Genomic DNA, 22,059 nt, shown 5'->3' with positions numbered 1-22,059 from the left:
TCAAGCGCTGCGAATCAGCGCCGTTGCTTTAGTGGCCACCCGTCCTCGCCTTCTACGAGGCAGGCAATGAGGGGCAGCGCCGTTTGGCTAGCACGCCACGCATCTGAGCCCGGATTCGTTTCACGTGAAACACCATCCGCCGCATCCTGCCGTTGTTTCACGTGAATCATCCGGAGCGCACAGCCGCCCCGCGTACGTGAATCACTTGCCGATGCAGAACTGGGAAAAGATGACGTCGAGCATATCTTCGACATCGACGGCGCCGGTAATTCGCCCAAGCCGGTCCGTGGCCACCCGCAACTCTTCCGCGCGCAGCTCCAGGCTTTGCCCCGACAGCGCCGCCAAGAGAAAATCCTTCGCCTCCTCCAGCAGCTCGACATGGCGGAGCCTCGACGGCAAGATATCACCGGCCCCTCCGACTGCGGTAGCGGCGCGACCCAAAATCTCGTCCAGCAGTTCCGAAATTCCGGTACCTTCCTTGGAAGAGATGGCCAAATCATAGGCCCCTCTACGCGCTCCCATGAGATCGGTTTTGGTCCCGATCCTCAGGAGCGGAACACCTGTCGGAACCGCGCCGACGGGCTGTGGATCGACCATGTCCTCCAGCAGCAAAACCAGGTCCGCGCCACCGGCCTTGGCACGCGCTCGTTCGATGCCGATCGTCTCCACCTTGCCGGCGGCCTCGCGCAGGCCTGCCGTATCGACGACCCGAACTCTCATCCCGTGGAGGTCCAGCACCACCTCCAGCAGGTCGCGCGTGGTGCCCGGCTCGTCGGTGACGATTGCCGCCTCGCGTTGGGCCAGGGAGTTGAACAGACTGGACTTGCCGGCGTTCGGCGCGCCGAGGATGACGACCTCGAAGCCATCGCGAATGATCTCGGCCGCCTTGAACCCCTGAATGTGGCGTTCGATCTCGTCGGCCATAGCCGCGACATCGGTCCAGACCGCCTTCGACACCGAGCCCGGCACATCCTCCTCGTCGGCGAAGTCGATTTCCGCCTCGATCATAGCCCGGGCATGGATCAGCCGCCGGCGCCACCCCGAATAGAGCTCGCTCTGCGCGCCCTCGGCGTTACGCACGGCAAAGCGCCGCTGCGCCTCCGTCTCGGCATTGACGAGGTCCGCGAGCGCCTCGGTCTCGACCAGATTGAGCTTGCCGTTGAGAAAGGCACGCCGCGTGAATTCGCCAGGCTCGGCATGTCTGACGCCCGCAAAGCCGGTGAGCGTTTCCAGCATTTTTGCCGCAACGGCGCGGCTGCCGTGAACATGGAACTCGCCAACGTCCTCGCCGGTGAAGCTTCCAGGTCCGGGAAAGAACACGACAAGGCCGTGATCGATGACCGAACCGTCCGGTGCCATCAGCTTGCGCAACGTGGCAAAGCGATCCTTAATACCGCCGGCAATCGTTTCGATCACGAATCGAGTCTTCGGACCGGAGATGCGGATTACGGCAATGCCGGCGGGCAGGCGACCGCTCGACAGCGCTACGATGGAATCCTTCGAGGTTGCCATTTGCCCGACCTGCCGAACCACCCTAGGTATCTTCTTTGAAGAGCCGTTCCGGACGTCAGCCGCAGCTTTCCCGGAATTGCCTGCCTATCAACCAAGCCGAGCCGCTCATCGTGACCTTGCCCGCGCGAAACCTGCTTGCCGAAGAAGCCAGCCCCTATCTGCAGCAGCACAGCGACAATCCCGTGCATTGGCGGGGCTGGTCGCCGGCCGCCCTTGCCGAGGCGAAGGAGCTTGGACGGCCGATCCTGCTGTCCATCGGCTATGCCGCCTGCCACTGGTGCCATGTCATGGCCCATGAAAGCTTCGAGAACGATGCCGTCGCCGCCGTCATGAACCGCCTCTTCGTCAATATCAAGGTCGATCGCCAGGAGCGCCCGGATATCGACCAGATCTACATGGCGGCACTCCATGCCATGGGCGAGCAGGGCGGCTGGCCGCTGACCATGTTCCTCACGCCCGATGGCAAGCCTTTCTGGGGCGGCACCTATTTTCCGCGCGAGGCGCGCTATGGACGGCCGGGCTTTGTCCAGGTGCTGGAGGCGGTCGACAAGGCCTGGCGCGAGCAGCAGGAGAGCCTTGGCCAAAGCGCCGAGGCGCTGACCACCCATGTCGAGCAGCGGCTGGCCGGCGCGAAGGGAAAGGCGGTGCTCGACCGCGGAACACTTGCCGATCTCGCCGGTCGCATCGAGGGCATGATCGACCTCGATCGCGGCGGCTTGCGCGGCGCGCCGAAATTCCCCAACGCGCCCTTCATGCACAGTCTGTGGCTGTCCTGGCTGCGCGAGGGCCAGACCGACCATCGCGACGCCGTGCTCATCAGCCTGGAAAAAATGCTCGCCGGCGGCATCTACGACCATGTCGGCGGCGGTCTCAGCCGTTACTCGACCGATGCCGAATGGCTGGTCCCGCATTTCGAGAAGATGCTTTACGACAACGCCCAGCTCATCCGCATGTGCAATTGGGCCTTTGCAGCAACAGGCAATGAGTTGTTTCGGAAGCGAATCGAGGAAACTGTGGCCTGGCTGCTGCGGGAAATGCGCGTCGAGGCGGGCGCCTTCGCTGCCAGCCTCGATGCCGACAGCGAAGGCGAGGAGGGGTTGTTCTACACCTGGAGCGGGGAAGAGGTTGAAGCCGCACTCGGTGCTGATTCCGCTCGCTTCTTCCAATATTTCGAGCTCGCCGCTCCGCATGGCTGGGAAGGCAAGCCCATCATCCGCCAGAGCGACGCACAGCAGCGCCAGGGGATCAGCGATGACGCTCAGCTCGCATCACTGAAGGCGAAATTGCTAGCTGCCAGAGAAAATCGCGTCAGGCCCGGCCGCGACGGCAAGGCGCTTACCGATTGGAACGGATTGATGATTGCGGCCCTCGCGGAAGCGGGCCGCTCCTTCGGACGAGCCGACTGGGTGGACGCCGCCGTCAAGGCCTTCGCTCACATCGTCGAAGCCAGCAAGGACGGCCGCCTGCCGCATTCGATGCTCGGCGACAAGAAGCTTTTCCCGGCGCTGTCGAGCGACTATGCCGCCATGACCAGCGCGGCGATCGCGCTGTTCGAGGCAACCGGCAGTTCTGCCTATATGGACCATGCCCGGCAGTTCATCGATCGGCTCGACCGCTGGCATCAGGATCCTGAAAAGACCGGCTATTATCTGACGGCGTCCGACAGCGTCGATGTGCCGATCCGTATCCGCGGCGATGTCGATGAGGCAATCCCCTCCGCCACCGGCCAGATCGTCGAGGCGCTGGTCCGGCTCTCCTCCCTTACCGGCGATCCCGATCTTTGGGCAAAGGCATGGACGACAGCCGAACACGCCATGGGTCGCGCCGCGCAGCAAGCCCACGGCCAGGCCGGCATCATCAACGCCTGCGCCCTGGCACTCGAACCGCTGAAGCTCGTCATCATAGACAAGCTTGATTCCTCAAGCCTTGTTCCGGTGGCGAATCGAAGTTCCGATCCACGCCGGGTCGATTTCGTACTGCCCATCGGTACGGAAGCGAATCAACCGCTTTTGCCGGGCGGCGTGCTGCCGCCGACGGACAAGCCGGGAGCCTGGTTCTGCAGCGGACAGACATGCCTGCCGGCGGTTACGGATGCGGGCGAGTTGGAGAAGCTGTTGCGGCGGGAATAAACAGCTTCTTCTCCTCGGCTTGACCCAGGATCTATGTCGCGGCGCTTCCGACGAATGCGGCGGTGCGGAATTCTGCACCGCCGCAAAGCTCAAAAAACAACGGCATGGACTTAGGGTTCTGCGCAGCGTCGCCTCGCTCCTTGCTCCGCCTTGTATGCCGAAGAAAGGACCGGTCCCTCGGCGCCCGATCAGGTATTCATCGAATCGAAGAAATCCGCGTTGGTCTTGGTCTGCTTGAGCTTGTCGATGAGGAATTCGATCGCATCGGTCGTTCCCATCGGCGCAAGGATCCGGCGCAGCACGAAGATCTTCTGCAGATCCGAACGCGGCACCAGAAGGTCCTCCTTGCGGGTCCCGGACTTGAGGATGTCGATCGCCGGGTAGATGCGCTTGTCGGCCACCTTGCGGTCGAGCTGAATTTCACAGTTACCGGTTCCCTTGAACTCTTCGAAGATGACTTCGTCCATGCGGCTGCCGGTGTCGATCAGCGCGGTGGCGATGATCGTGAGCGACCCGCCTTCCTCAATGTTGCGGGCGGCGCCGAAGAAGCGCTTCGGACGCTGCAGCGCGTTGGCGTCGACACCGCCGGTCAACACCTTGCCGGATGACGGCACCACGGTGTTGTAGGCGCGGCCCAGGCGGGTGATGGAATCGAGCAGGATGACGACATCGCGCCCATGCTCGACCAGGCGCTTGGCCTTCTCGATCACCATTTCGGCGACCTGCACATGGCGCGCCGCCGGTTCGTCGAAGGTCGAGGAAATGACTTCGCCCTTGACCGAGCGCTGCATGTCGGTGACTTCCTCCGGACGCTCGTCGATCAGAAGAACGATCAGGTAGCATTCCGGATGGTTGGCGGTGATCGAGTGCGCGATGTTCTGCAACAGCACCGTCTTACCGGTGCGCGGCTGAGCGTTGATCAGCGCTCGCTGGCCCTTGCCGATCGGCGCCACCAGGTCGATCACACGCGGCGAGATGTCTTTGGTCGGGGGATTGTCGACCTCCATCTTCAGCCGCGAGGTCGGGTAGAGCGGCGTCAGGTTGTCGAAGTGGATCTTGTGCCGGATCTTCTCCGGATCATCGAAATTGATGGTGTTGACCTTGAGCAGCGCGAAATAACGCTCGCCCTCTTTCGGGCTGCGGATCGGCCCTTCGACCGTATCGCCGGTCTTCAGCGAAAAGCGCCTGATCTGCGACGGTGAAATATAGATATCGTCGGGACCCGGCAGGTAATTGGCGTTGGCCGAGCGCAGGAAGCCGAAACCGTCCTGCAGTACCTCGACCACGCCTTCGCCGATGATCTCGACGTCCTGGATGGCGAGCTTTTTCAGGATCGCGAACATCAGCTCCTGCTTACGCATGACGCTGGCGTTCTCCACCTCGAGCGATTCGGCGTAAGCGATCAGCTCCGGCGGCTTCTTATTCTTGAACTCTGCGAGTTTCATTTCTTGCATTAGATGGACTCTGGGTAGGCTTTGGGGAGAAAAAATCGGCTGGATGCGACAAATGCCGGGCGCGGCCGAAAGCGAGAAAGGGGCGGCGCATGACGGGAAGGAAGACCCGTCTTTTATCGTCGGTCGCCTGAAAGAGCAAGCCGCCTTTTGCCGGGTGTGGGGAAGCCTCAGAACGGCTTCACGATGACCAGGATGACGATGACGATCATCAGCAATGTGGGGAGTTCATTGACGATCCGCCAGTGCCTCGCCGGCTTTTCGTTCTTGTCCTCGGCAAATTTTCTCACCGCGCCGGCGAGATAGCCGTGCAGACCCGAAAGCAGCAGCACGGCGAGGATCTTGGCGTGCAGCCAGCCGCCCTGGAAACCGAAGCCCTTCCAGGCGAGCCAAAGCCCGAACACCCAGGTCACGGTCATCGCCGGGTTGATGATGGCGCGCAGCAGCCGGCGCTCCATCACCTTGAAGGTCTCGGACTGCACGGAGCCTTTCTCGGCGTCGACATGATAGACGAAAAGCCGAGGCAGATAGAGCATCCCGGCCATCCAGGCGATGACGGCAATCACATGGATTGCCTTCGCCCAGGGATAGAAGCTGTCCGGCGCCACAAGGAAGAGCAGGGCGGTCAGGACGACCAGCAGAACGATGCCGATCAACATGCGCTTCATCGCCTGGCCGGCGCTGTTCTCGTTGGTCGTCTCTGTCATCGATGGCTCCGCACCATTTTCACCATGGCCTCGACATGTGCCACAGGCGTTTCCGGCGTGATGCCGTGGCCGAGATTGAAGATCAGCGGCCCGTTGCCCAGCGTGCGAAGGATGGCGTCGACGCCGTCGGCCAGCGCCCTGCCGCCGGCAACCAGGCGAAGCGGATCGAGATTGCCCTGCACCGCGCCTTCGCTTTGCAATTCCTTTGCCATCGACAGCGGCACGGTCCAGTCGAGACCGAGCCCGGTGATCCCGGTCTTCTTCCTGTAATCGCGATAGCGCTCGCCGGCGCCCTTGGGGAACCCGATCACCGGAACATCCGGACGCGCGGCCTTCACTTGCCGGACAATCTCCGCAACGGGCTCGATGCAAAACGCCTCAAAGGACGCTTCATCGAGAACACCCGACCAGGAGTCGAAAATCTGCACCACATCGGCGCCGGCCTCGATCTGGCGGATGAGATAGGCGGCCGAATGATCGGCCAGTATCTTCAGGAGCCGCGCAAGGGCCTCCGGCTCGCGATAGGCAAAAAGCCTGGCCGGTCCCTGATCCGGCGTGCCGTGGCCGGCAATCATATAGGTCGCCACCGTCCACGGCGCGCCGCAGAAGCCGATCAAGGTCGTTTCCACCGGAAGCTTCTCACGCAGACGGCGGACCGTTTCGTAGACCGGTTCGAGATTCACGTGAAACGTTTGGCCGTCCAGGGCCTCGATTTCGGCCGCCGCAATCGGCTTGAGGATCGGCCCGTGTCCCTCTTCGAAGCGGACATCTCGTCCCAGCGCATCGGGCACAACCAGGATATCGGAAAACAGGATCGAAGCATCGAAGCCGAAGCGCTCGATCGGCTGCAGCGTCACCTCGACGGCAAGATCCGGATCGTAGCAGAGATCGAGGAAAGAACCGGCCCGCTTCCGGGTCTCGCGATACTCCGGCAGATAACGCCCTGCCTGACGCATCATCCAGAGCGGCGGCGGTGAAACCGTCTCGCCCTTGAGGACGTCCAGCATGATCCGTTTCCCAGCCATCCAGTGCTCGCCCTCTCCAGGTCTCTTAAATCAAATATCTATTTTAAAAGAGTCTTCTGATTCTAAGAGTCTGTTGGTTGTGGTGGTTGCGACCTGTCCCGCCTGCCGCTCGAAAAGGCCAGTCAGCATATTGTCGCGCAGCCGCTTTCTCAATTTGGAGGGATCTGGGGACGAACCGGATTCAGGCTTTCGAGTCAGCGGCTTGGCTTTTCTGCTGCGGACCTCGAGCTGTGGATGATATCGGCCAAGAAAAGTTGATCCCCGGTTTTGTCCCCAGCGCCCCGACAAAGCCTACAGCGGGGCGAATTGTGGACAAGGTGGCATCTGATACAGTCGCCTTCGACGTCACGACCTTTCTGTCCAACCTTGTCCACATCTGCCCACAGTCTGGAACCAACTCTTGTGAACAAACCCCAGAGCTTCTTCCATCTGCATCTGATTTCCGACGCTACCGGCGAGACGCTGCTGGCGGCAGGCCGCGCCGCCTCCGCCCAATACAAGGACGCACGCGCCATCGAGCACATCTATCCGCTGATCCGCACGGAAAAGCAGGTCGCCAAGGTGTTCGAGGATATCGAGGAGGAGCCCGGCATCATTCTCTACACCGTCGTCGACCAGAAGCTCGCGCGCAGCATCGACGAGCGCTGCGCCGCCATGGGCCTGCCCTGCGTTTCGGTGCTGGAGCCCGTGCTCAGCGTCTTCCAGTCCTATCTCGGCACGCCGGCCGGCCGGCGCGTCGGCGCCCAGCATGTGCTCGACGCCGAATATTTCCGCCGCATCGATGCGCTGAACTTCACCATGGAGCATGACGACGGCCAGTTGCCGGCCAACATGGACGATGCCGATGTCGTGCTGATCGGCATCTCGCGCACCTCCAAGACGCCGACCAGCATCTATCTCGCCAATCGCGGAATCAAGACCGCCAACATTCCGATCGTGCTCGGCGTGCCGCTGCCGGAAAGCCTGATTAACGCCAGGACGCCGCTGATCGTCGGCCTCCTCGCCACGGCCGAGCGCATCTCGCATGTCCGCCAGAACCGCATCCTCGGCAACAGCAACAACTACGTGCCGACCGACTATGTCGACCGCGCCGCCATCGCCGAGGAGCTCGCCTATGCGCGTCAGCTCTGCACCAGGCACGGCTGGCCGATGATCGACGTCAGCCGGCGCTCCATCGAGGAAACCGCGGCGGCCATCGTTGCCCTGCGGGGAAAGACGCGCTAGGGCAGGCGATATCAGTGAGCATTCCGTCCTGAGAGAAGGTGGCTCGGCGCATAGCGCCGAGACGGATGAAGGGCGCTGGACGGATCGCAACCGTTGGGTGAACCAGTATGGCCGACAAAATCGTCCTCGCTTCGGGCAGCCCGTTCCGCAAGGCAATGCTTATCAATGCCGGGCTCGACATCGAGGCGGTGCCGGCAGATGTCGACGAGCGCGCGCTCGAGGCGCCCTTGCAGGACAGCGGTGTCTCTCCCGAAGATGTCGCTTCGATCCTTGCCGAAGCCAAGGCGACCGAGGTCAGCGAGCGCCGGCCGGGCGCGCTGGTGCTCGGTTGCGACCAGACGCTGTCGCTTGGCGACGAAATCTTCCACAAGCCGGCCGATATGGAAGGCGCGCGGAGGCATCTCCTGGCCTTGTCGGGCAAGACCCATCAGCTGAACAGCGCCGTCGTCCTCTGCCGAGATGGCGAAGTGCTGTGGCGGCATGTCGGCATCGCCAGCCTCACCATGCGCAAGCTCGATCCCGCCTTCATCGGCCGCCACCTGGCGCGCGTCGGCGCCAAGGCGCTGGCGAGTGTCGGCGCCTACCAGATCGAGGGCGAGGGCATCCAACTCTTCGAGAAGATCGAGGGCGACTATTTCACCATCGTCGGCCTGCCGCTGTTGCCGGTGCTGAAGGAGCTGCGCGCATTGGGAGCGATCGATGGTTGAGAAGCGGGCCTTCGTCACCGGCCACCCGATCGCGCATTCGCGCTCGCCGAAGATCCACCGCCACTGGCTGGAGGAATACGGCATCGACGGCAGCTACCAGGCTATCGACGTTCGGCCGGAGGATTTCGCAGCATTCCTGAAATCGCTGGACGAGAATGGCTATCGCGGCGGCAATGTCACCATCCCGCACAAGGAAGCAGCCTTCGCCTTGGTCGCGCGCCGCGACGAGGCCGCCGAAGCCATCGGCGCGGTCAACACGCTGTGGCTGGAAGACGGCGTGCTGTGGGGCGGCAATACCGACGCTCTCGGCTTTGCCGGCAATCTCGATGAACATGCCCCCGGCTGGGCGGCGAATGGTCCGGCCGTGGCGCTGGGCGCGGGCGGCGCCTCCCGCGCCGTCGTCCACGCGCTGAAGGACCGGGGTATCAACGACATCCGCATCGTCAACCGTACGCTGGCAAGGGCTGAGGAACTCGCCGACCGGTTTGGCGCCGGGGTTTCGGCGCATGGCGCCGGCGCGGTCGGCGAATTGCTTTCCGACGCTGGCCTGCTCGTCAACACCACCGCGCTCGGCATGCATGGCAACGAGATCCTCGCCGCCGATCCGGCCGGTCTGCCTGGCCACGCCATCGTCACCGACATCGTCTATGTGCCGCTGGAGACACCGCTGCTAGCTGCCGCCAGGGCGCGCGGCCTGAAGACCGTCGATGGCCTCGGCATGCTGCTGCACCAGGCCGTGCCCGGCTTCGAGCGCTGGTTCGGCAAGCGACCTGAGGTGACGCCGCAATTGCGGCGCATGATCGTCGCCGACATCGAAGCGCATTGACATGATCGTGCTCGGCCTCACCGGATCGATCGGCATGGGCAAGTCGACCACGGCAAAGATGTTCGCCGAGGCCGGCGTTCCGGTGCATGATTCCGACGAGACCGTGCATCGCCTCTATGCCGGCAAGGCAGCACCCCTGGTCGAACGAGCCTTTCCCGGCACGACAAAAGCGGGCGTGGTGGATCGTGCAAGGCTCGCCGAGACAGTGCTGGGCGATTCCGCCTCCATGAAAAAGCTGGAGGCGATCATCCACCCGCTGGTGCGGGCCGACGCCGACGCCTTTTTGGCCCGCCATCGTGCGGCCGGGGTGCCGATTGCGGTGCTCGACATCCCGTTGCTGTTCGAGACCGGCGGCCACAACCGGGTCGACAAGGTCGTGGTCGTCACCGCGCCGGCCGAGATCCAGCGCGCCCGCGTGCTCGCCAGACCCGGCATGAGCGAAGATAAATTCGCTTCCATCCTCGCCAAGCAGGTGCCGGACGCCGAGAAACGCCGTCAGGCGGATTTCATCGTCGACACCGGCCAGGGTTTTGATGCCGCACGTGCGGCGGTGGCAGCCATCGTCAGCGAATTGACCGGGGATAAGTCCGGCAAAAACGCTTCCTGACGGCCGCTATCAGCAGTCCCCATTGCCATTTTGTTCCGTTTTGTGATTCTGCTCTTTAGAGCGGACTGATTCGAATGCGTGAGATCATCTTCGACACCGAAACCACCGGCCTCGATTTGCGCGACGACCGCATCATCGAGCTCGGCGGCGTCGAGCTGGTCAACCGTTTCCCGACCGGCCGCACCTTCCACAAGTTCATCAATCCGCAAGGCCGCGCCATTCACGCCGAGGCGCAGGCCGTGCATGGCATCAGCGCGGCCGATCTGGCCGGCAAGCCGACCTTCGCCGAAATCGCCGAGGAATGGCTGGCCTTCACCGACGGCGCCAAGCTGATCGCCCACAACGCCATGTTCGACCTTGGCTTCCTCAACCTCGAATACAGCCGGCTCGGTCATCCGGCCATCGATCCCGGCCGCATCGTCGACACGCTGGCGATCGCGCGCCGCAAGCATCCGATGGGTCCGAATTCGCTGGATGCGCTTTGCCGCCGCTACGGCATCGACAACACCCGCCGCACCAAGCACGGAGCGCTTCTCGACTCCGAATTGCTGGCCGAGGTCTATATCGAGCTCATCGGCGGCAAGCAGGCGGCGCTGGTGCTGGAAACCGTGGCCGTGCAGATGAACGGCAGCGGCGAAGTCGCCGATATCGACATCTCGATCGGCGCAAGGCCGATCGCGCTGCCGCCCCGCCTCACCGAGGCGGATCGGGCGGCACATGCCGGGCTGGTCGGCACGCTCGGCGAAAAGGCATTGTGGCTGAAGGTGGCGTCTGCGGGTTGAGCCGGGGCGTTCCCTGCGGCAACCGACGCGATTAGCCGAACCGCCCATCCGTTCGTCATACTCGGGCTTGACCCGAGTATCCATGCCGTGACCCTTGCGCAGAGTGCAACGGCGCAAAATTCTGTAACCGCCGCAACGCCTTAGAGTCAGGCATGGATTCTGGGGTCTGCGCGCGTCGCTCCGCACCTTGCTCCGCCCCCAGAATGACGACCTAACGAATGCCGTCGCTAATCCAGACGTCTCAAGAAAAAGCCCGGCGCGAAGCCGGGCTCTCGATACGATGGGTGGTGAGTCTCCTCAGCTCACCTGGACCTTGCTGGCGGCCTGGTCCTCGGCGATGCGCTGCTGGAACATCTGCGCGAAATCGATCGGGTCGAGCATCAGCGGCGGGAAGCCGCCGTTGCGGGTGGCGTCCGCGATGATCTGGCGCGCGAAGGGAAAGAGCAGCCGCGGGCATTCGATGAACAGGATCGGCAGCATGTGCTCCTGCGGGAAGCCGCTGATGGCGAAGACGCCGCCATAGACCAGTTCGACGTTGAACAGCACTTCCTGGTCGAAGGAGGCCTTGGCGTTCAATGTGAGATTGACGTCGAACTGCTTGTCCGAAAGCGGGTTGGCGTTGACGTTGACATTGATGGCGATGCCCGGGGCCTTGTCGCGGCCGCGCAGCGAATTCGGCGCGCCGGGGCTTTCGAAGGACAGGTCCTTCACATATTGCGCAAGCACGTTGAGCGAGGGCTGTTCCTGTTTGCCGTTGCCGTTGGCGGCACCTGCCGCGGCATCATCATTGCTGGCCATTAGCCTTTGTCCTTTTGCCTGGGCAGCATTGCTGACCGGATTGAAATCGGGGGTTCGCTATCATGCTCGGCAGGACAAGACAAGTTTTGCGCGCCGCCTGAAACTGCGCAGCCGTTTCGGGGCGACGGCGCGCATGAGACAGCTATTCGAGCGGACCCTGAAGAGAGCTAGTCGTCTTTCAGCCGCCGCCAAGGGGAATTGTGATCCGGCCCGCGCTTGTAGTCGTCCTGGCGCGAAAAGTCGCTGTCATCGAGATCGATGACCCTGTCGCGGCGGCGGGCCGAAAAGCCGCTGCTGAAGCTGGTCGCCATCACGATGCGGTTCTTGAGCAGGCGCCAGGCAAGATCGCGCACCGGCGGCAGGAGCAGCAGGATGGCGATAATGTCGGTGATGAAGCCCGGAATGATGAGCAGGAGTGCCGCCAGCACGATCATCGCGCCATGCGCGAGTTGGCGGCTTGGATCGCGCCCGGCATCCATTTCCGTCCGCACCCGCGCCATCACGCCGAATCCCTGGTGCCGAAGCAGGAGGCTGCCGGCAATGGTGGAGAGGATGACGAGCCCGATCGTCGCCAAAGCGCCGACTTCGCGGCCGACGATGACGAAGCCGGCGATCTCCAGAAGCGGCAGCAGGAGCAGGAACAGGGGAATGAACGAAATGCGCAAATTGAGACCGGTCGCTTTCTTCTTTTGCGGGCCTCGCGGGAAATCGCCGCTGGCACTAGGACCTTTAGATAGGTATGGCTGGCTTTGATTTGAATGATTGCGCCCGCCGTTCTATATGCTTTGGGTAATGAACGCTATGCGACCGCCGCCATTCTAGGGGCTCTGGTGGTCCGGCCTGGACAGGGATCGAATTGGCGGAAGATATGGGTTTCTTCGACTTCGGCACGATTTTCTTTTTGATTGCGGCGGTTGTGATCTTCTTCCAGCTTCGCAACGTGCTGGGCCGTCGCACCGGAAACGAACGCCCGCCCTTCGATCCTTATTCGGCAAGCCGCACGCGCGAGCAGGATGCGGCGCAGAAGTCCGAGAATGTGGTGTCGCTGCCGCGCAAGCGCATGCCGGGCGAACCGGCGGCGGAGACCTATGCCGCGATCGACGCTTTCGCCAAGCCGGACAGCGATCTCAACAAGGGCCTGCGCGCGATCAAGGACAACGATCCGTCCTTCGATCCCAAGACCTTTATCGACGGCGCCAAGATGGCCTACGAGATGATCGTCATGGCCTTTGCCGACGGCGACCGCAAGACGCTGAAGAACCTGTTGTCGCGCGAGGTCTATGACAGCTTCGTCGCCGCGATCGGCGAGCGCGAGGCGAAAGCGGAAAAGATCCAGTCTTCCTTCGTCGGTATCGACAAGGTCGATGTCGTCGCCGCCGAGATGAAGGGCACCGAGGCGCATATCACGCTGCGCATCGTCAGCGAGCTGATCTCGGCGACCCGCGACAAGGTCGGCGCCGTCATCGACGGCGATCCGGAAAAAGTCGCCGAGGTCAAGGACGTCTGGACCTTCTTCCGCGATACCCGGTCGCGTGATCCGAACTGGAAGCTGGTCGCCACGGAAGAAGAAGATTGACCTAGAGCATGATGCCGAAAAGTGTGGAGCGGTTTTCGGACGCCATCATGCTCCATCTCTTTAATTTGGAGCCGGATTCAGATTTCAGGTCGATCCGGCCTGAAATCATCCGGCTCTAGTGGCGGCTGTCATGTCGCTGTCTTCGGCATTCAAGGAAAAATCCTTCGGCGACCTGCCCGGCTGGGACGAGGATGATCACCTCGCCGCCTTCGCGGCGTTCAAACGTTCGGCTTTCCACGTCCTGACCAAGCCCTATCGAACCGGTTCGCTCGGCGTCGCGTTCGCCGCTTTCGCCGAGGCCTATACTGAGGCGCGCTCCGTTTCGCCGGCGAATCGGTCGGAGGCGCGGTCCTTCTTCGAGCGCCATTTCGCTCCGGCTTTGGTGGCGGCCGAAAGCGGCGGCGCCGGCCTCGTCACCGGCTTCTACGAGCCGGAGGTCGAGGCCTCGCCGGTGAGGACGGAGCGGTTCACGGTGCCGCTGCTCTCCCGTCCCGCCGATCTGGTCGACATCGACGATAAAAATCGGCCCCTCGAGATGGATCCCTATCTCGCCTTCGCGCGCGCGACGACGACAGGTCCGGTCGAATATTTCGATCGCGGCGCCATCGAGCGCGGCGCGCTGTCCGGGCGGAACCTCGAGATTGCCTGGCTCGCCGACAAGGTCGATGCCTTCTTCATCCATGTGCAGGGAGCGGCGCGGCTGAAGATGGCCGATGGTCGGCTCTGCCGCGTCACCTATGCCGCAAAATCCGGCCAGCGCTTCACTGGGCCGGGCAGGATCCTGAGCGAGACCGGCGAAATCCCGCTGGAACAAGTGACGATGCAGTCGATCCGCGCCTGGTTCAAGGCGCATCCTGAGCGGGTCGACGAGATCCTCTGGCAGAACCGCTCCTACATCTTCTTTCGTGAGGCGCCGGTCGACGACCCGGAGCTCGGTCCCATTGCCGCCGCCAAGGTGCCATTGACGCCCGGCCGCTCAGTCGCCGTCGACCGGCTGCTGCACACCTTCGGCACGCCCTTCCATATCGTTGCGCCAACGCTCACCGCTTTCGGCGGAAAACCGTTCCGGCGGCTGATGATCGCGCAGGACACCGGCTCGGCCATCACCGGAGCGGCGCGAGGCGATCTCTTCGCCGGCTCGGGCGATGCCGCGGGCGAGATCGCCGGCGTCGTGCGCAACGCGGCCGACTTTTATGCGCTGGTCCCGCGCGGGCTGGTCGACAGGGGGCACGCGTGAACCGCCGCCACGACACGCTGAGCGACGACGATCGCATCCTCTGGAACCTGGTGGCGCGCACGACGCGGCCCCTCAAAGGCAAGGCCGCGGTCGAGATTCCCGATATTGTCGAGCCGACGCCAGCGCCGGCGCCCACGGCGGCCAATGGCGTTCCCACCGCTGCCGCGAAGCCGAAGCCGCAGCACGTCGCGCATTCGCTTGACGACCAGACCCACGAGAAACTGAAAAAAGGCCGGCTGCCGATCGAGGGCCGCGTCGATCTGCACGGCATGACGCAGGACGAGGCCTATTCGCTGCTCCTCACCTTCCTGCACCGCGCCCATGCCGGCGGCATCCGCTATGTGCTGGTCATCACCGGCAAGGGCTCATCGTCCGGCGGCGACGGCATCCTGCGCCGCTCGGTGCCGCACTGGCTGTCGACCCCGGCTTTCCGGCATCTGGTTTCGAGCCACGATCACGCCGCCCGCAACCATGGCGGCTCGGGCGCGCTCTATGTGCGGCTCAGGCGGACGCGCGCATGAGGACGCCGGCCATGAGGACGCAACAGTGACCCCGTTCGGCGAGAGGCTGAGGGCGCTGCGCGCCGAGCGCGGCGTCAGCCAGAAGGCGATGGCGCAGGCCATCGGCGTCAGCGCCGCCTATCTGTCGGCGCTCGAGCATGGCCGCCGCGGCGCGCCGACCTGGACGCTGATCCAGAAGATCATCGGCTATTTCAACATCATCTGGGACGACGCCGAGGACCTTGCCCGCCTCGCCGAAACCTCGCATCCACGGGTCAGGATCGATACGTCGGGCCTGTCGCCGGCCGCGACCGAACTGGCCAATCTTCTGGCCGAGAGCATCGAGAAGCTGGACGAGGCGGAGCTGCGCCGCCTCAGCGCGTCGATTCGTGCGGCGCTGAGAAGGTAGGTCCCGAGATCTACTGCACCGAGCCGACCAGCAGCTGCTGGCCATCGCGGATCGACACCCAGCGGCCGGTGTTGTCGATCGCCTGGCGCTTGAGATAACGGTAGCCGGTCTCGTCCCAGGCTTGGACCTTGTCGGTCAAATTGTCGAGGATGTAGTCACCCTTGTCGGTGCGCACCGTCAGCACGGAATGGCCTTCGCCGTCCGGCTTGCGCACGACGGTGATCAAGAGATCCGCAAGCGAGATGCCCATGCGGTAGAGCTGGCGCCGCTTCTCCAGCACATAGTCCTCGCAGTCGCCAAAGCCGTTGTCCGGATAGGTCCAGACCTCGTCCTTGCCGTAATTGTCGAGATCGCTCATCGGCTTGACGGCGGCGTTGACCTTGGCGGTCACGTTGATCAGCTTGCGCCACAGAGCATCGGTCAGCTTGGCCGGCGCGAGATTGGCCGGGCGAATGTTGCATTCGCTCGGATGCGTCTTGCAGAAATCATAATGTCCGATCGGCTGCGAGGTCAGGCCGCCGGTGGCCATGGCGCCGGCAGCCCATGCCGGAACCGCCCAGTGGGCCGAGATCGCCAGCCCTGCGACTGCACACAAACGCAGCATCCGCGCCATCGGTGAGGAAGTCATTGTCCCCCGGGGTCCGCCCTTGTTTATTAACGAAACGTTAAGGGGGATTTACAGTCCGTGTCAATTGAAGACAACGGCTAGTTTGGTGGCATGGTTACCCGCCAGGCCCGCATAGCGGCAGTTTGGCAACAGCGGCCTGGGACGACTCAAGAACTCGCCCGTCGCCGGTCAGCCCTGAACATTGGTTGCACGGAAAGGTCACGCGCTTTGAGCGGCGCCGAGTTGTGTCCGCTTCCCGCTCAGCTCTTGGCGGAACGGACCAGCTTCGGCTTCGCCGCCAGGCGGGTCTGGCGGCCGTAGCTGGAGATGAAGTCCAGAATGCGCGGCACGATCTCCGACCGGAACCGCGAGCCGTTGAAGACGCCGTAATGGCCGACGGCCGGCTGCATGTAGTGGGCCTGCCGGTCGGCCGGAATGTTCACGCAAAGCTCATGCGCGGCCTGGGTCTGGCCGAGCCCGGAAATGTCGTCGTTCTCGCCCTCGACGGTGAACAGCGCGACATTGCGGATCGCCTGGGGATCGACGGCCTCGCCGCGATGCGTCATCTCGCCCTTCGGCAAGGCGTGGCGCACGAACACCGTGTCGACGGTCTGCAGGTAGAACTCCGCCGTCAGGTCCATCACCGCCAGATATTCGTCGTAGAAGTCACGGTGCTTCTCGGCGCTGTCGCCGTCGTTTTTCACAAGGTGCATGAAGAAGTCCTTGTGGGCGATGATGTGGCGATCGAGATTCATGCTCATGAAGCCCGAAAGCTGCAGGAACCCGGGATAGACATCGCGGCCGAATCCGGGCACCGGCCAGGGCGCCTGCATGATGACGTTCTCGCGGAACCAGTCGGTGCCCTTTTCTCCGGCGAGCAGATTGACCGCGGTCGGATTGCGGCGGGTGTCGATCGGCCCGCCCATCAGCGTCATGGTCGACGGCACGAAGGGGTCGCCGCGCTTTTCCATCAGCGCCACCGCCGCCAGCACCGGCACCGAGGGCTGGCAGACTGCCATCACATGGGTATCGGGACCAAGCGCGTGGAACATCTCGATGACATAGTCGATATAGTCGTCGAGATCGAAGCTGCCCTGCGACAGCGGCACCATGCGGGCGTCGACCCAGTCGGTGATGTGCACGTCGGCGTGCGGAAGCATCGCCTCGACCGTGCCGCGCAGCAGCGTTGCATAATGGCCGGACATCGGCGCCACGATCAGGAGCTTCGGATCGGGCTTGCGGCCCGCGGGAAGCTGGCGCTCGAAGCGGACGAGGTTGCAGAACGGCTTCGACCACACGGTTCGTTCGGCGACGTCGACGCTCTTCCAGTCGACCACCGCCTTGGTCAGGCCGAATTCAGGCTTGCCGTAGCGGCGCGTCGTGCGCTCGAAGAGTTCCGCGGCTGCCGCGACCGACCGGCCGAGCGCCGTATGCGAAACCGGATTGAGCGGGTTGGAATAGAAGAACCGCACCGCATCTGCGTAAAGGCGGGCGGGCTGCAGCGCCGCATGGTTCAGTTCGTAGAGCTGGTAGAACATCAAGAACCCCGCTGCTGCCTGACGACCAAAGGGCCGACGAGCAGCGCCGAGCCTTGAATGTCTCGCAGTGAGGTTAACAAGATATTGTTGCGATGCAATACGTCAATTGGAGTGACGAATGCTGCTTTGGCCCAAACTGTTGAAAACTCGCCACGTATGGCGGAGCCGGCTCACTGTGCGCTGCCGCAATGTGTAGGAAATATGTCCGGCTCCCTCTTGCCGGACACCGACATCTTTAAACGCGCGCCATGCAGACTGCGGTGTGGCCCGAGCCGATGAAGCCGAGCTGGGTGGCGGCGCCGCGGGAGAGGTCGAGCACGCGGCCCCGGACGAACGGGCCGCGATCGTTGATGCGCACGACGACGCTGCGGCCGTTGTTCTTGTTGGTGACCCTGAGCTTGGTGCCGAACGGCAAGCTGCGGTGCGCTGCAGTCAGCGCGGCGGGGTTCATGCGCTCGCCGGAGGCGGTTCTGGAATGCAGCGCGTACCAGGAAGCGCGGCCGCATTGTGCGGCGGCTGAAGAGGCGGAAGAGGCGCCAGCCATCAGGCCAGCCGCGATCGTTGCCGCGACAAGCGCGGTGCGGTTGGTTTTATTCATCTTTTAGGGGTGGGCTCCGTTATAGACAACCCGCCGTAAGTGCCGAATGAGGCATGAAATGCGGCAAGTGTCTGGCGGTTCCATGGCAAAGGCACACGTTTGGAGTCGCCGCGAAACAGTTTGTCATGACATCTCCCGCGAGCGCCAGCATATTCTTCATGGAGACCGACCCGGTTTTGCAGGAAGTCCCGAGTAGGATCGGCCCTCGGGGCGCAAGTAAAAGCGGAAACGATTGCTTCGCTTCCTTCTGCTACTTTATTGCGCGCGCGTTCCGGTGAATGATCGACTTTGCGCGGGGATCTCGCCGATGCGACTGATCAGGAATTTACTGGCGCTGATCGGCACAAACCGCCCGCGCGTTTGATCCGACCGGCAAGATGGCGCCGCGCGTCCGGTTGGACGGTCGAAGCGACGCGCGCAGACTCCCGCCGTCGGACCGCTGACGCCGGGCACCTCTTCGAGATCGACGCCATCCCGACATGCTCGCGCAACGCGCGAAGCTCAGCAAGCAGTTGCTGGGGTGAAATTTCTGCTGAGGTCGGCGCTCTACGGCGCCCCCCTCTGGCCTGCCGGCCATCTCCCCCACAGGTGGGGAGATCAGATGTCGCGTCGGCTTTCGCCAATCGCCAACATTTGCAAGCAAGGGCGCCAAGGGTCGAGCTCCAATCTCCCCCCTTGTGGGGGAGATGTCCGGCAGGACAGAGGGGGGCGCTGTCCCGCCGGCTTTCGACATTTAGAGGCGGTGTGCTGCGCCGCCCGTGAAATTCCATTCCGCCACTCGTCGCCGGAATGGCACGATCTATCTTCTTTCCGGATTAAAAGGGCTGGAAAAGACAACAGCGTGTGATCTGCGAACCCGGCATGGAGTTCGGCAGCCATCATGCGCAGACTGGTGACGGCCGATCCCGTCGGAACTGCTTCCCATGGAGGGTCCGAGATGAGCGTGCACAGGAAAGCGGCGCCGGACGGCGCGGAAGGCGCTTTGTCACGGCTGCGTCCGCCTTACGCCTCGGTCCTCGACCTGATCGGCCAGACGCCGGTGGTCGAGCTCACCAAATTCGACACCGGCAAATGCCGGCTGTTCATCAAGCTCGAGAGCCAGAACCCCGGCGGCTCGATCAAGGACCGCATCGCGCTGTCGATGATCGCGGCCGCCGAGAAGGATGGCAGGCTGAAGCGCGGCGGCACCATCGTCGAGGCCACCGCCGGCAACACCGGCCTCGGCCTCGCCCAGGTCGGCATTCCCAAGGGCTACCGCATCATCCTCGTCGTACCCGACAAGATGTCGCGCGAGAAAATCCAGCATCTGCGCGCTTTAGGCGGCGAGGTGCGCATGACCCGCTCCGATGTCGGCAAGGGCCACCCCGAATATTACCAGGACATGGCCGAGAAGATCGCCGCCGAAATTCCCGGCGCCTTCTATGCGAACCAGTTCGCCAATCCCGCCAATCCGCTGGCGCACGAAAGCACCACCGGCCCGGAAATCTTTTCGCAACTCGAAGGCGATGTCGACGCGGTGGTGGTCGGCGTCGGTTCCGGCGGCACGCTCACCGGTGTCGGCCGCTTTTTCGCGAGGCATTCGCCGAAGACCGAGATGGTGCTTGCCGATCCGGTCGGCTCGGTGCTGGCGCCGTTGATCAAGACCGGCAAGATGACAGAGGCCGGCAGCTGGACCGTCGAAGGCATCGGCGAGGATTTCGTGCCGCCCAATGCCGATCTGTCGCTGGTCAAGAAAGCCTATTCCATTCCCGACAAGCAGAGCATGCTGGCGGTGCGCGACCTGCTGTCCAAGGAAGGCATCCTGGCCGGCTCGTCGTCCGGCACGCTTCTGTCGGCGGCACTGCGCTACTGCCGCGATCAGACGACGGCCAAACGCGTGGTCACCCTCGTCTGCGACAGCGGCAACAAATATCTGTCGAAGGTCTTCGACGACATCTGGCTCGCCGAGCAGGGCTTGGCCGACCAGGAGCAGCACGGCGACCTGCGCGACCTCGTCATGCGCTCGCCGCGCACTGGTGACATCGTGACCGTCGGCCCCGAGGAAACCCTGCTCAACGCCTATGGCCGCATGCGCCGCTCCGATGTCTCGCAGCTCCCGGTGCTGGAGGACGGCAAGCTCGTCGGCATCGTCGACGAAAGCGATATCCTCGCCAAGGTCGACGGCCCCTATGACGGCCGCTGGGATCGCTTCAACGCGCCGGTGCGCACGGCCATGACCTCGAACCTGCACACGCTGCAGGCCAGCCAGGCGCTCGACGCGCTGCTCCCCGTCTTCGACCGCAACGAGGTCGCCATCGTCTTCGACGGCGACGAGTTCATCGGCCTGATAACCCGTATCGACCTGATCAACCATCTGAGGCGCCGCGCAAAATGACTTCCAACGGCAAGAACCGCCTGGCCTTTTCCACCCGCACCATCCATGGCGGCCAGAGCCACGATCCGCTGACCGGCGCGGTGATGGTGCCGATCTACGCCACCTCCACCTATGGCCAGCAGTCGCCCGGCGTGCACAAGGGTTTTGAGTATGCCCGCAGCCAGAACCCGACGCGCTTCGCCTTCGAACGGGCCGTCACCGACCTCGAAAGCGGCGCCGCGGCCTTCGCCTTCGCCTCAGGCCTGGCCGCGATCGCCACGGTGTTGGAACTGTTCGACGCCGGCGCCCATGTGGTCGCCACCGACGACATCTATGGCGGCTCGTTCCGGCTCATGGAGCGCGTCCGCAAGCGTTCCGCCGGCCTGCAGGTCAGCTTTGCCGATTTCACCGATCTCGCCGCGGTCGAGAGAGCGATCCGCCCGGAGACAAAGCTGCTCTGGGTCGAGACGCCGACCAACCCGCTGCTGCGTGTCGTCGACCTCGAAGGCCTGGCGGCGCTGGCCAAGCGCAAAGGCCTGCTGACTGTCGCCGACAACACTTTTGCCAGCCCCTACATCCAGCGGCCGCTGGAGCTCGGCATCGACATCGTCGTCCACTCGACGACGAAATACTTGAACGGCCATTCCGACATGGTCGGCGGCGTGGCGGTCGTCGGCGACAACAAGGACCTCGCGGCGCAATTGAAATTCCTGCAGAACGCCATCGGTGCCATCTCTGGTCCGTTCGACAGTTTTCTGGCGCTGCGCGGCATCAAGACTTTGGCGTTGCGGATGGAGCGCCATTCCGCCAACGGCCTGAAGATCGCGCAGTGGCTGGAAGCCCGCAAGGACGTGCGCCGCGTCATCTATCCCGGCCTCGCCAGCCACCCGCAATACGAGATCGCCAAGCGCCAGATGCACGCCTTCGGCGGCATGATCTCGGTCGATCTCGACCGCGACCTTGCCGGCACCAAACGCTTCCTCGAACGCACGCAGCTTTTCACGCTGGCCGAGAGCCTCGGCGGCGTCGAAAGCCTGATCGAGCATCCGGCGCTGATGACGCACGGCTCGATCCCCGCGGAAAAGCGCGGGGCGATAGGCATCTCCGATTCGCTGGTGCGCCTGTCGGCCGGTATCGAGGATGGCGACGATCTGATCGCGGATCTGGAGCAGGCGTTGCGGGGGTGAGTGCCTTCGAGGATCAATCGTTGTGATCCTTCGCGCCTCCCTCTGTCCTGCCGGACATCTCCCCCACGAGGGGGGAGATTGGCTGTTTCATCGCCTCACCCTTCCTGCAACGCCGGTAATTTGCGAAAGCCGCCGTGACATCTGATCTCCCCCCTTGAGGGCAGGGCTATCGCATATGAGTAAAGAGTTCATAGAAGAAGTCTTTGCTCCAATTGGCCCTGCGCATCTTGCTGGCGATTGGTTTGTCGAGGGGATGGGCAGCCAAGATGTTTTGGGCGAGCCTGCG

At 63.4% G+C, this 22,059-nt stretch carries 21 protein-coding genes; 12 read left to right on the top strand and 9 right to left on the bottom strand.

What is annotated here, in order from left to right; genetic code table 11:
- Positions 1–201: 201 nt before the first annotated feature.
- Positions 202–1,512 (bottom strand): tRNA uridine-5-carboxymethylaminomethyl(34) synthesis GTPase MnmE, encoded by a 1,311-nt coding sequence (gene mnmE / locus A9K71_RS05510; protein ID WP_066991495.1) that lies wholly within the window; start codon positions 1,510–1,512, stop codon positions 202–204.
- Positions 1,513–1,622: 110 nt separating this feature from the next.
- On the opposite strand from mnmE, the gene A9K71_RS05505 reads away from it, so the two are divergent.
- On the top strand, positions 1,623–3,641 hold the full coding sequence (locus A9K71_RS05505; RefSeq protein ID WP_066991888.1) for a thioredoxin domain-containing protein: 2,019 nt from the start codon (positions 1,623–1,625) through the stop codon (positions 3,639–3,641).
- 188 nt (positions 3,642–3,829) lie between these two features.
- Here the strand turns inward: A9K71_RS05505 and rho are convergent, their stop codons facing one another.
- The 3 genes from rho to hemE all read right to left on the bottom strand — a co-directional run bounded on the left by rho (position 3,830) and on the right by hemE (position 6,824).
- The gene (gene rho, locus A9K71_RS05500) at positions 3,830–5,095 is read right to left on the bottom strand and encodes a transcription termination factor Rho (protein WP_082953824.1); all 1,266 of its coding nucleotides are present in this window, start codon (positions 5,093–5,095) and stop codon (positions 3,830–3,832) included.
- Between the two features lie 167 nt (positions 5,096–5,262).
- Entirely contained in the window at positions 5,263–5,799 is a 537-nt protein-coding gene (gene hemJ / locus A9K71_RS05495; protein ID WP_066991492.1) for a protoporphyrinogen oxidase HemJ, read from the bottom strand.
- Positions 5,796–6,824 (bottom strand): uroporphyrinogen decarboxylase, encoded by a 1,029-nt coding sequence (gene hemE / locus A9K71_RS05490; protein WP_066991489.1) that lies wholly within the window; start codon positions 6,822–6,824, stop codon positions 5,796–5,798. The genes hemJ and hemE overlap by 4 nt, the downstream gene beginning before the upstream one ends.
- Before the next feature lie 402 nt (positions 6,825–7,226).
- Here hemE and A9K71_RS05485 point away from each other — a divergent pair, with 402 nt between their 5' ends.
- The 5 genes from A9K71_RS05485 (at position 7,227) to dnaQ (ending at position 10,970) form a co-directional block, all read left to right on the top strand.
- A complete protein-coding gene (locus tag A9K71_RS05485) occupies positions 7,227–8,048 on the top strand; it encodes a pyruvate, water dikinase regulatory protein (RefSeq protein WP_066991486.1) in 822 nt (273 codons plus the stop codon).
- 107 nt (positions 8,049–8,155) lie between these two features.
- Complete coding sequence (locus tag A9K71_RS05480; RefSeq protein ID WP_066991484.1) at positions 8,156–8,755, top strand: Maf-like protein; 600 nt, start codon at positions 8,156–8,158, stop codon at positions 8,753–8,755.
- On the top strand, positions 8,748–9,581 hold the full coding sequence (locus A9K71_RS05475) for a shikimate dehydrogenase (RefSeq protein WP_066991480.1): 834 nt from the start codon (positions 8,748–8,750) through the stop codon (positions 9,579–9,581). Before A9K71_RS05480 ends, A9K71_RS05475 begins: the two co-directional genes overlap by 8 nt.
- Before the next feature lies 1 nt (position 9,582).
- Complete coding sequence (gene coaE / locus A9K71_RS05470; protein ID WP_066991478.1) at positions 9,583–10,188, top strand: dephospho-CoA kinase; 606 nt, start codon at positions 9,583–9,585, stop codon at positions 10,186–10,188.
- A 74-nt stretch (positions 10,189–10,262) separates the two neighbouring features.
- The gene (dnaQ, locus tag A9K71_RS05465) at positions 10,263–10,970 is read left to right on the top strand and encodes a DNA polymerase III subunit epsilon (RefSeq protein ID WP_066991475.1); all 708 of its coding nucleotides are present in this window, start codon (positions 10,263–10,265) and stop codon (positions 10,968–10,970) included.
- Between the two features lie 297 nt (positions 10,971–11,267).
- Here the strand turns inward: dnaQ and secB are convergent, their stop codons facing one another.
- Together secB and A9K71_RS05455 are read right to left on the bottom strand one after the other, a co-directional pair.
- On the bottom strand, positions 11,268–11,768 hold the full coding sequence (gene secB, locus A9K71_RS05460) for a protein-export chaperone SecB (protein ID WP_066991472.1): 501 nt from the start codon (positions 11,766–11,768) through the stop codon (positions 11,268–11,270).
- 167 nt (positions 11,769–11,935) lie between these two features.
- A complete protein-coding gene (locus tag A9K71_RS05455; RefSeq protein ID WP_066991469.1) occupies positions 11,936–12,433 on the bottom strand; it encodes an FxsA family protein in 498 nt (165 codons plus the stop codon).
- Positions 12,434–12,636: 203 nt separating this feature from the next.
- Here A9K71_RS05455 and A9K71_RS05450 point away from each other — a divergent pair, with 203 nt between their 5' ends.
- From A9K71_RS05450 to A9K71_RS05435, 4 genes are all read left to right on the top strand, one after another.
- Positions 12,637–13,344, top strand: coding sequence for a Tim44/TimA family putative adaptor protein (locus A9K71_RS05450; protein WP_066991466.1), 708 nt, complete (start codon positions 12,637–12,639; stop codon positions 13,342–13,344).
- 130 nt (positions 13,345–13,474) lie between these two features.
- Positions 13,475–14,581, top strand: coding sequence for a murein transglycosylase A (locus tag A9K71_RS05445; protein WP_066991882.1), 1,107 nt, complete (start codon positions 13,475–13,477; stop codon positions 14,579–14,581).
- Entirely contained in the window at positions 14,578–15,102 is a 525-nt protein-coding gene (locus tag A9K71_RS05440) for a Smr/MutS family protein (RefSeq protein WP_066991463.1), read from the top strand. The genes A9K71_RS05445 and A9K71_RS05440 overlap by 4 nt, the downstream gene beginning before the upstream one ends.
- 25 nt (positions 15,103–15,127) lie before the next feature.
- Positions 15,128–15,490, top strand: coding sequence for a helix-turn-helix transcriptional regulator (locus tag A9K71_RS05435; protein WP_066991880.1), 363 nt, complete (start codon positions 15,128–15,130; stop codon positions 15,488–15,490).
- Positions 15,491–15,500: 10 nt separating this feature from the next.
- On the opposite strand, the gene A9K71_RS05430 is transcribed toward A9K71_RS05435, so the two are convergent.
- The 3 genes from A9K71_RS05430 to A9K71_RS05420 form a co-directional block, all read right to left on the bottom strand.
- Positions 15,501–16,118: a transglutaminase-like cysteine peptidase gene (locus A9K71_RS05430; protein WP_066991460.1), complete on the bottom strand. Its 618-nt coding sequence runs from the start codon at positions 16,116–16,118 to the stop codon at positions 15,501–15,503.
- Between the two features lie 239 nt (positions 16,119–16,357).
- Entirely contained in the window at positions 16,358–17,635 is a 1,278-nt protein-coding gene (locus A9K71_RS05425) for a polyhydroxyalkanoate depolymerase (RefSeq protein WP_066991457.1), read from the bottom strand.
- 235 nt (positions 17,636–17,870) lie between these two features.
- The gene (locus tag A9K71_RS05420; RefSeq protein ID WP_066991454.1) at positions 17,871–18,233 is read right to left on the bottom strand and encodes a septal ring lytic transglycosylase RlpA family protein; all 363 of its coding nucleotides are present in this window, start codon (positions 18,231–18,233) and stop codon (positions 17,871–17,873) included.
- 937 nt (positions 18,234–19,170) lie between these two features.
- On the opposite strand from A9K71_RS05420, the gene A9K71_RS05415 reads away from it, so the two are divergent.
- Both A9K71_RS05415 and A9K71_RS05410 read left to right on the top strand, forming a co-directional pair.
- A complete protein-coding gene (locus A9K71_RS05415; RefSeq protein WP_066991450.1) occupies positions 19,171–20,607 on the top strand; it encodes a pyridoxal-phosphate dependent enzyme in 1,437 nt (478 codons plus the stop codon).
- Positions 20,604–21,773, top strand: coding sequence for a PLP-dependent aspartate aminotransferase family protein (locus tag A9K71_RS05410; protein WP_066991447.1), 1,170 nt, complete (start codon positions 20,604–20,606; stop codon positions 21,771–21,773). Before A9K71_RS05415 ends, A9K71_RS05410 begins: the two co-directional genes overlap by 4 nt.
- Positions 21,774–22,059: the final 286 nt, after the last annotated feature.

This window comes from Mesorhizobium sp. WSM3873, assembly GCF_001672445.1.
Classification (GTDB): Bacteria; Pseudomonadota; Alphaproteobacteria; order Rhizobiales; family Rhizobiaceae; genus Mesorhizobium.
Note: the sequence above shows the minus strand (reverse complement) of the source record. Positions and strands in the feature narration are given on the sequence as shown.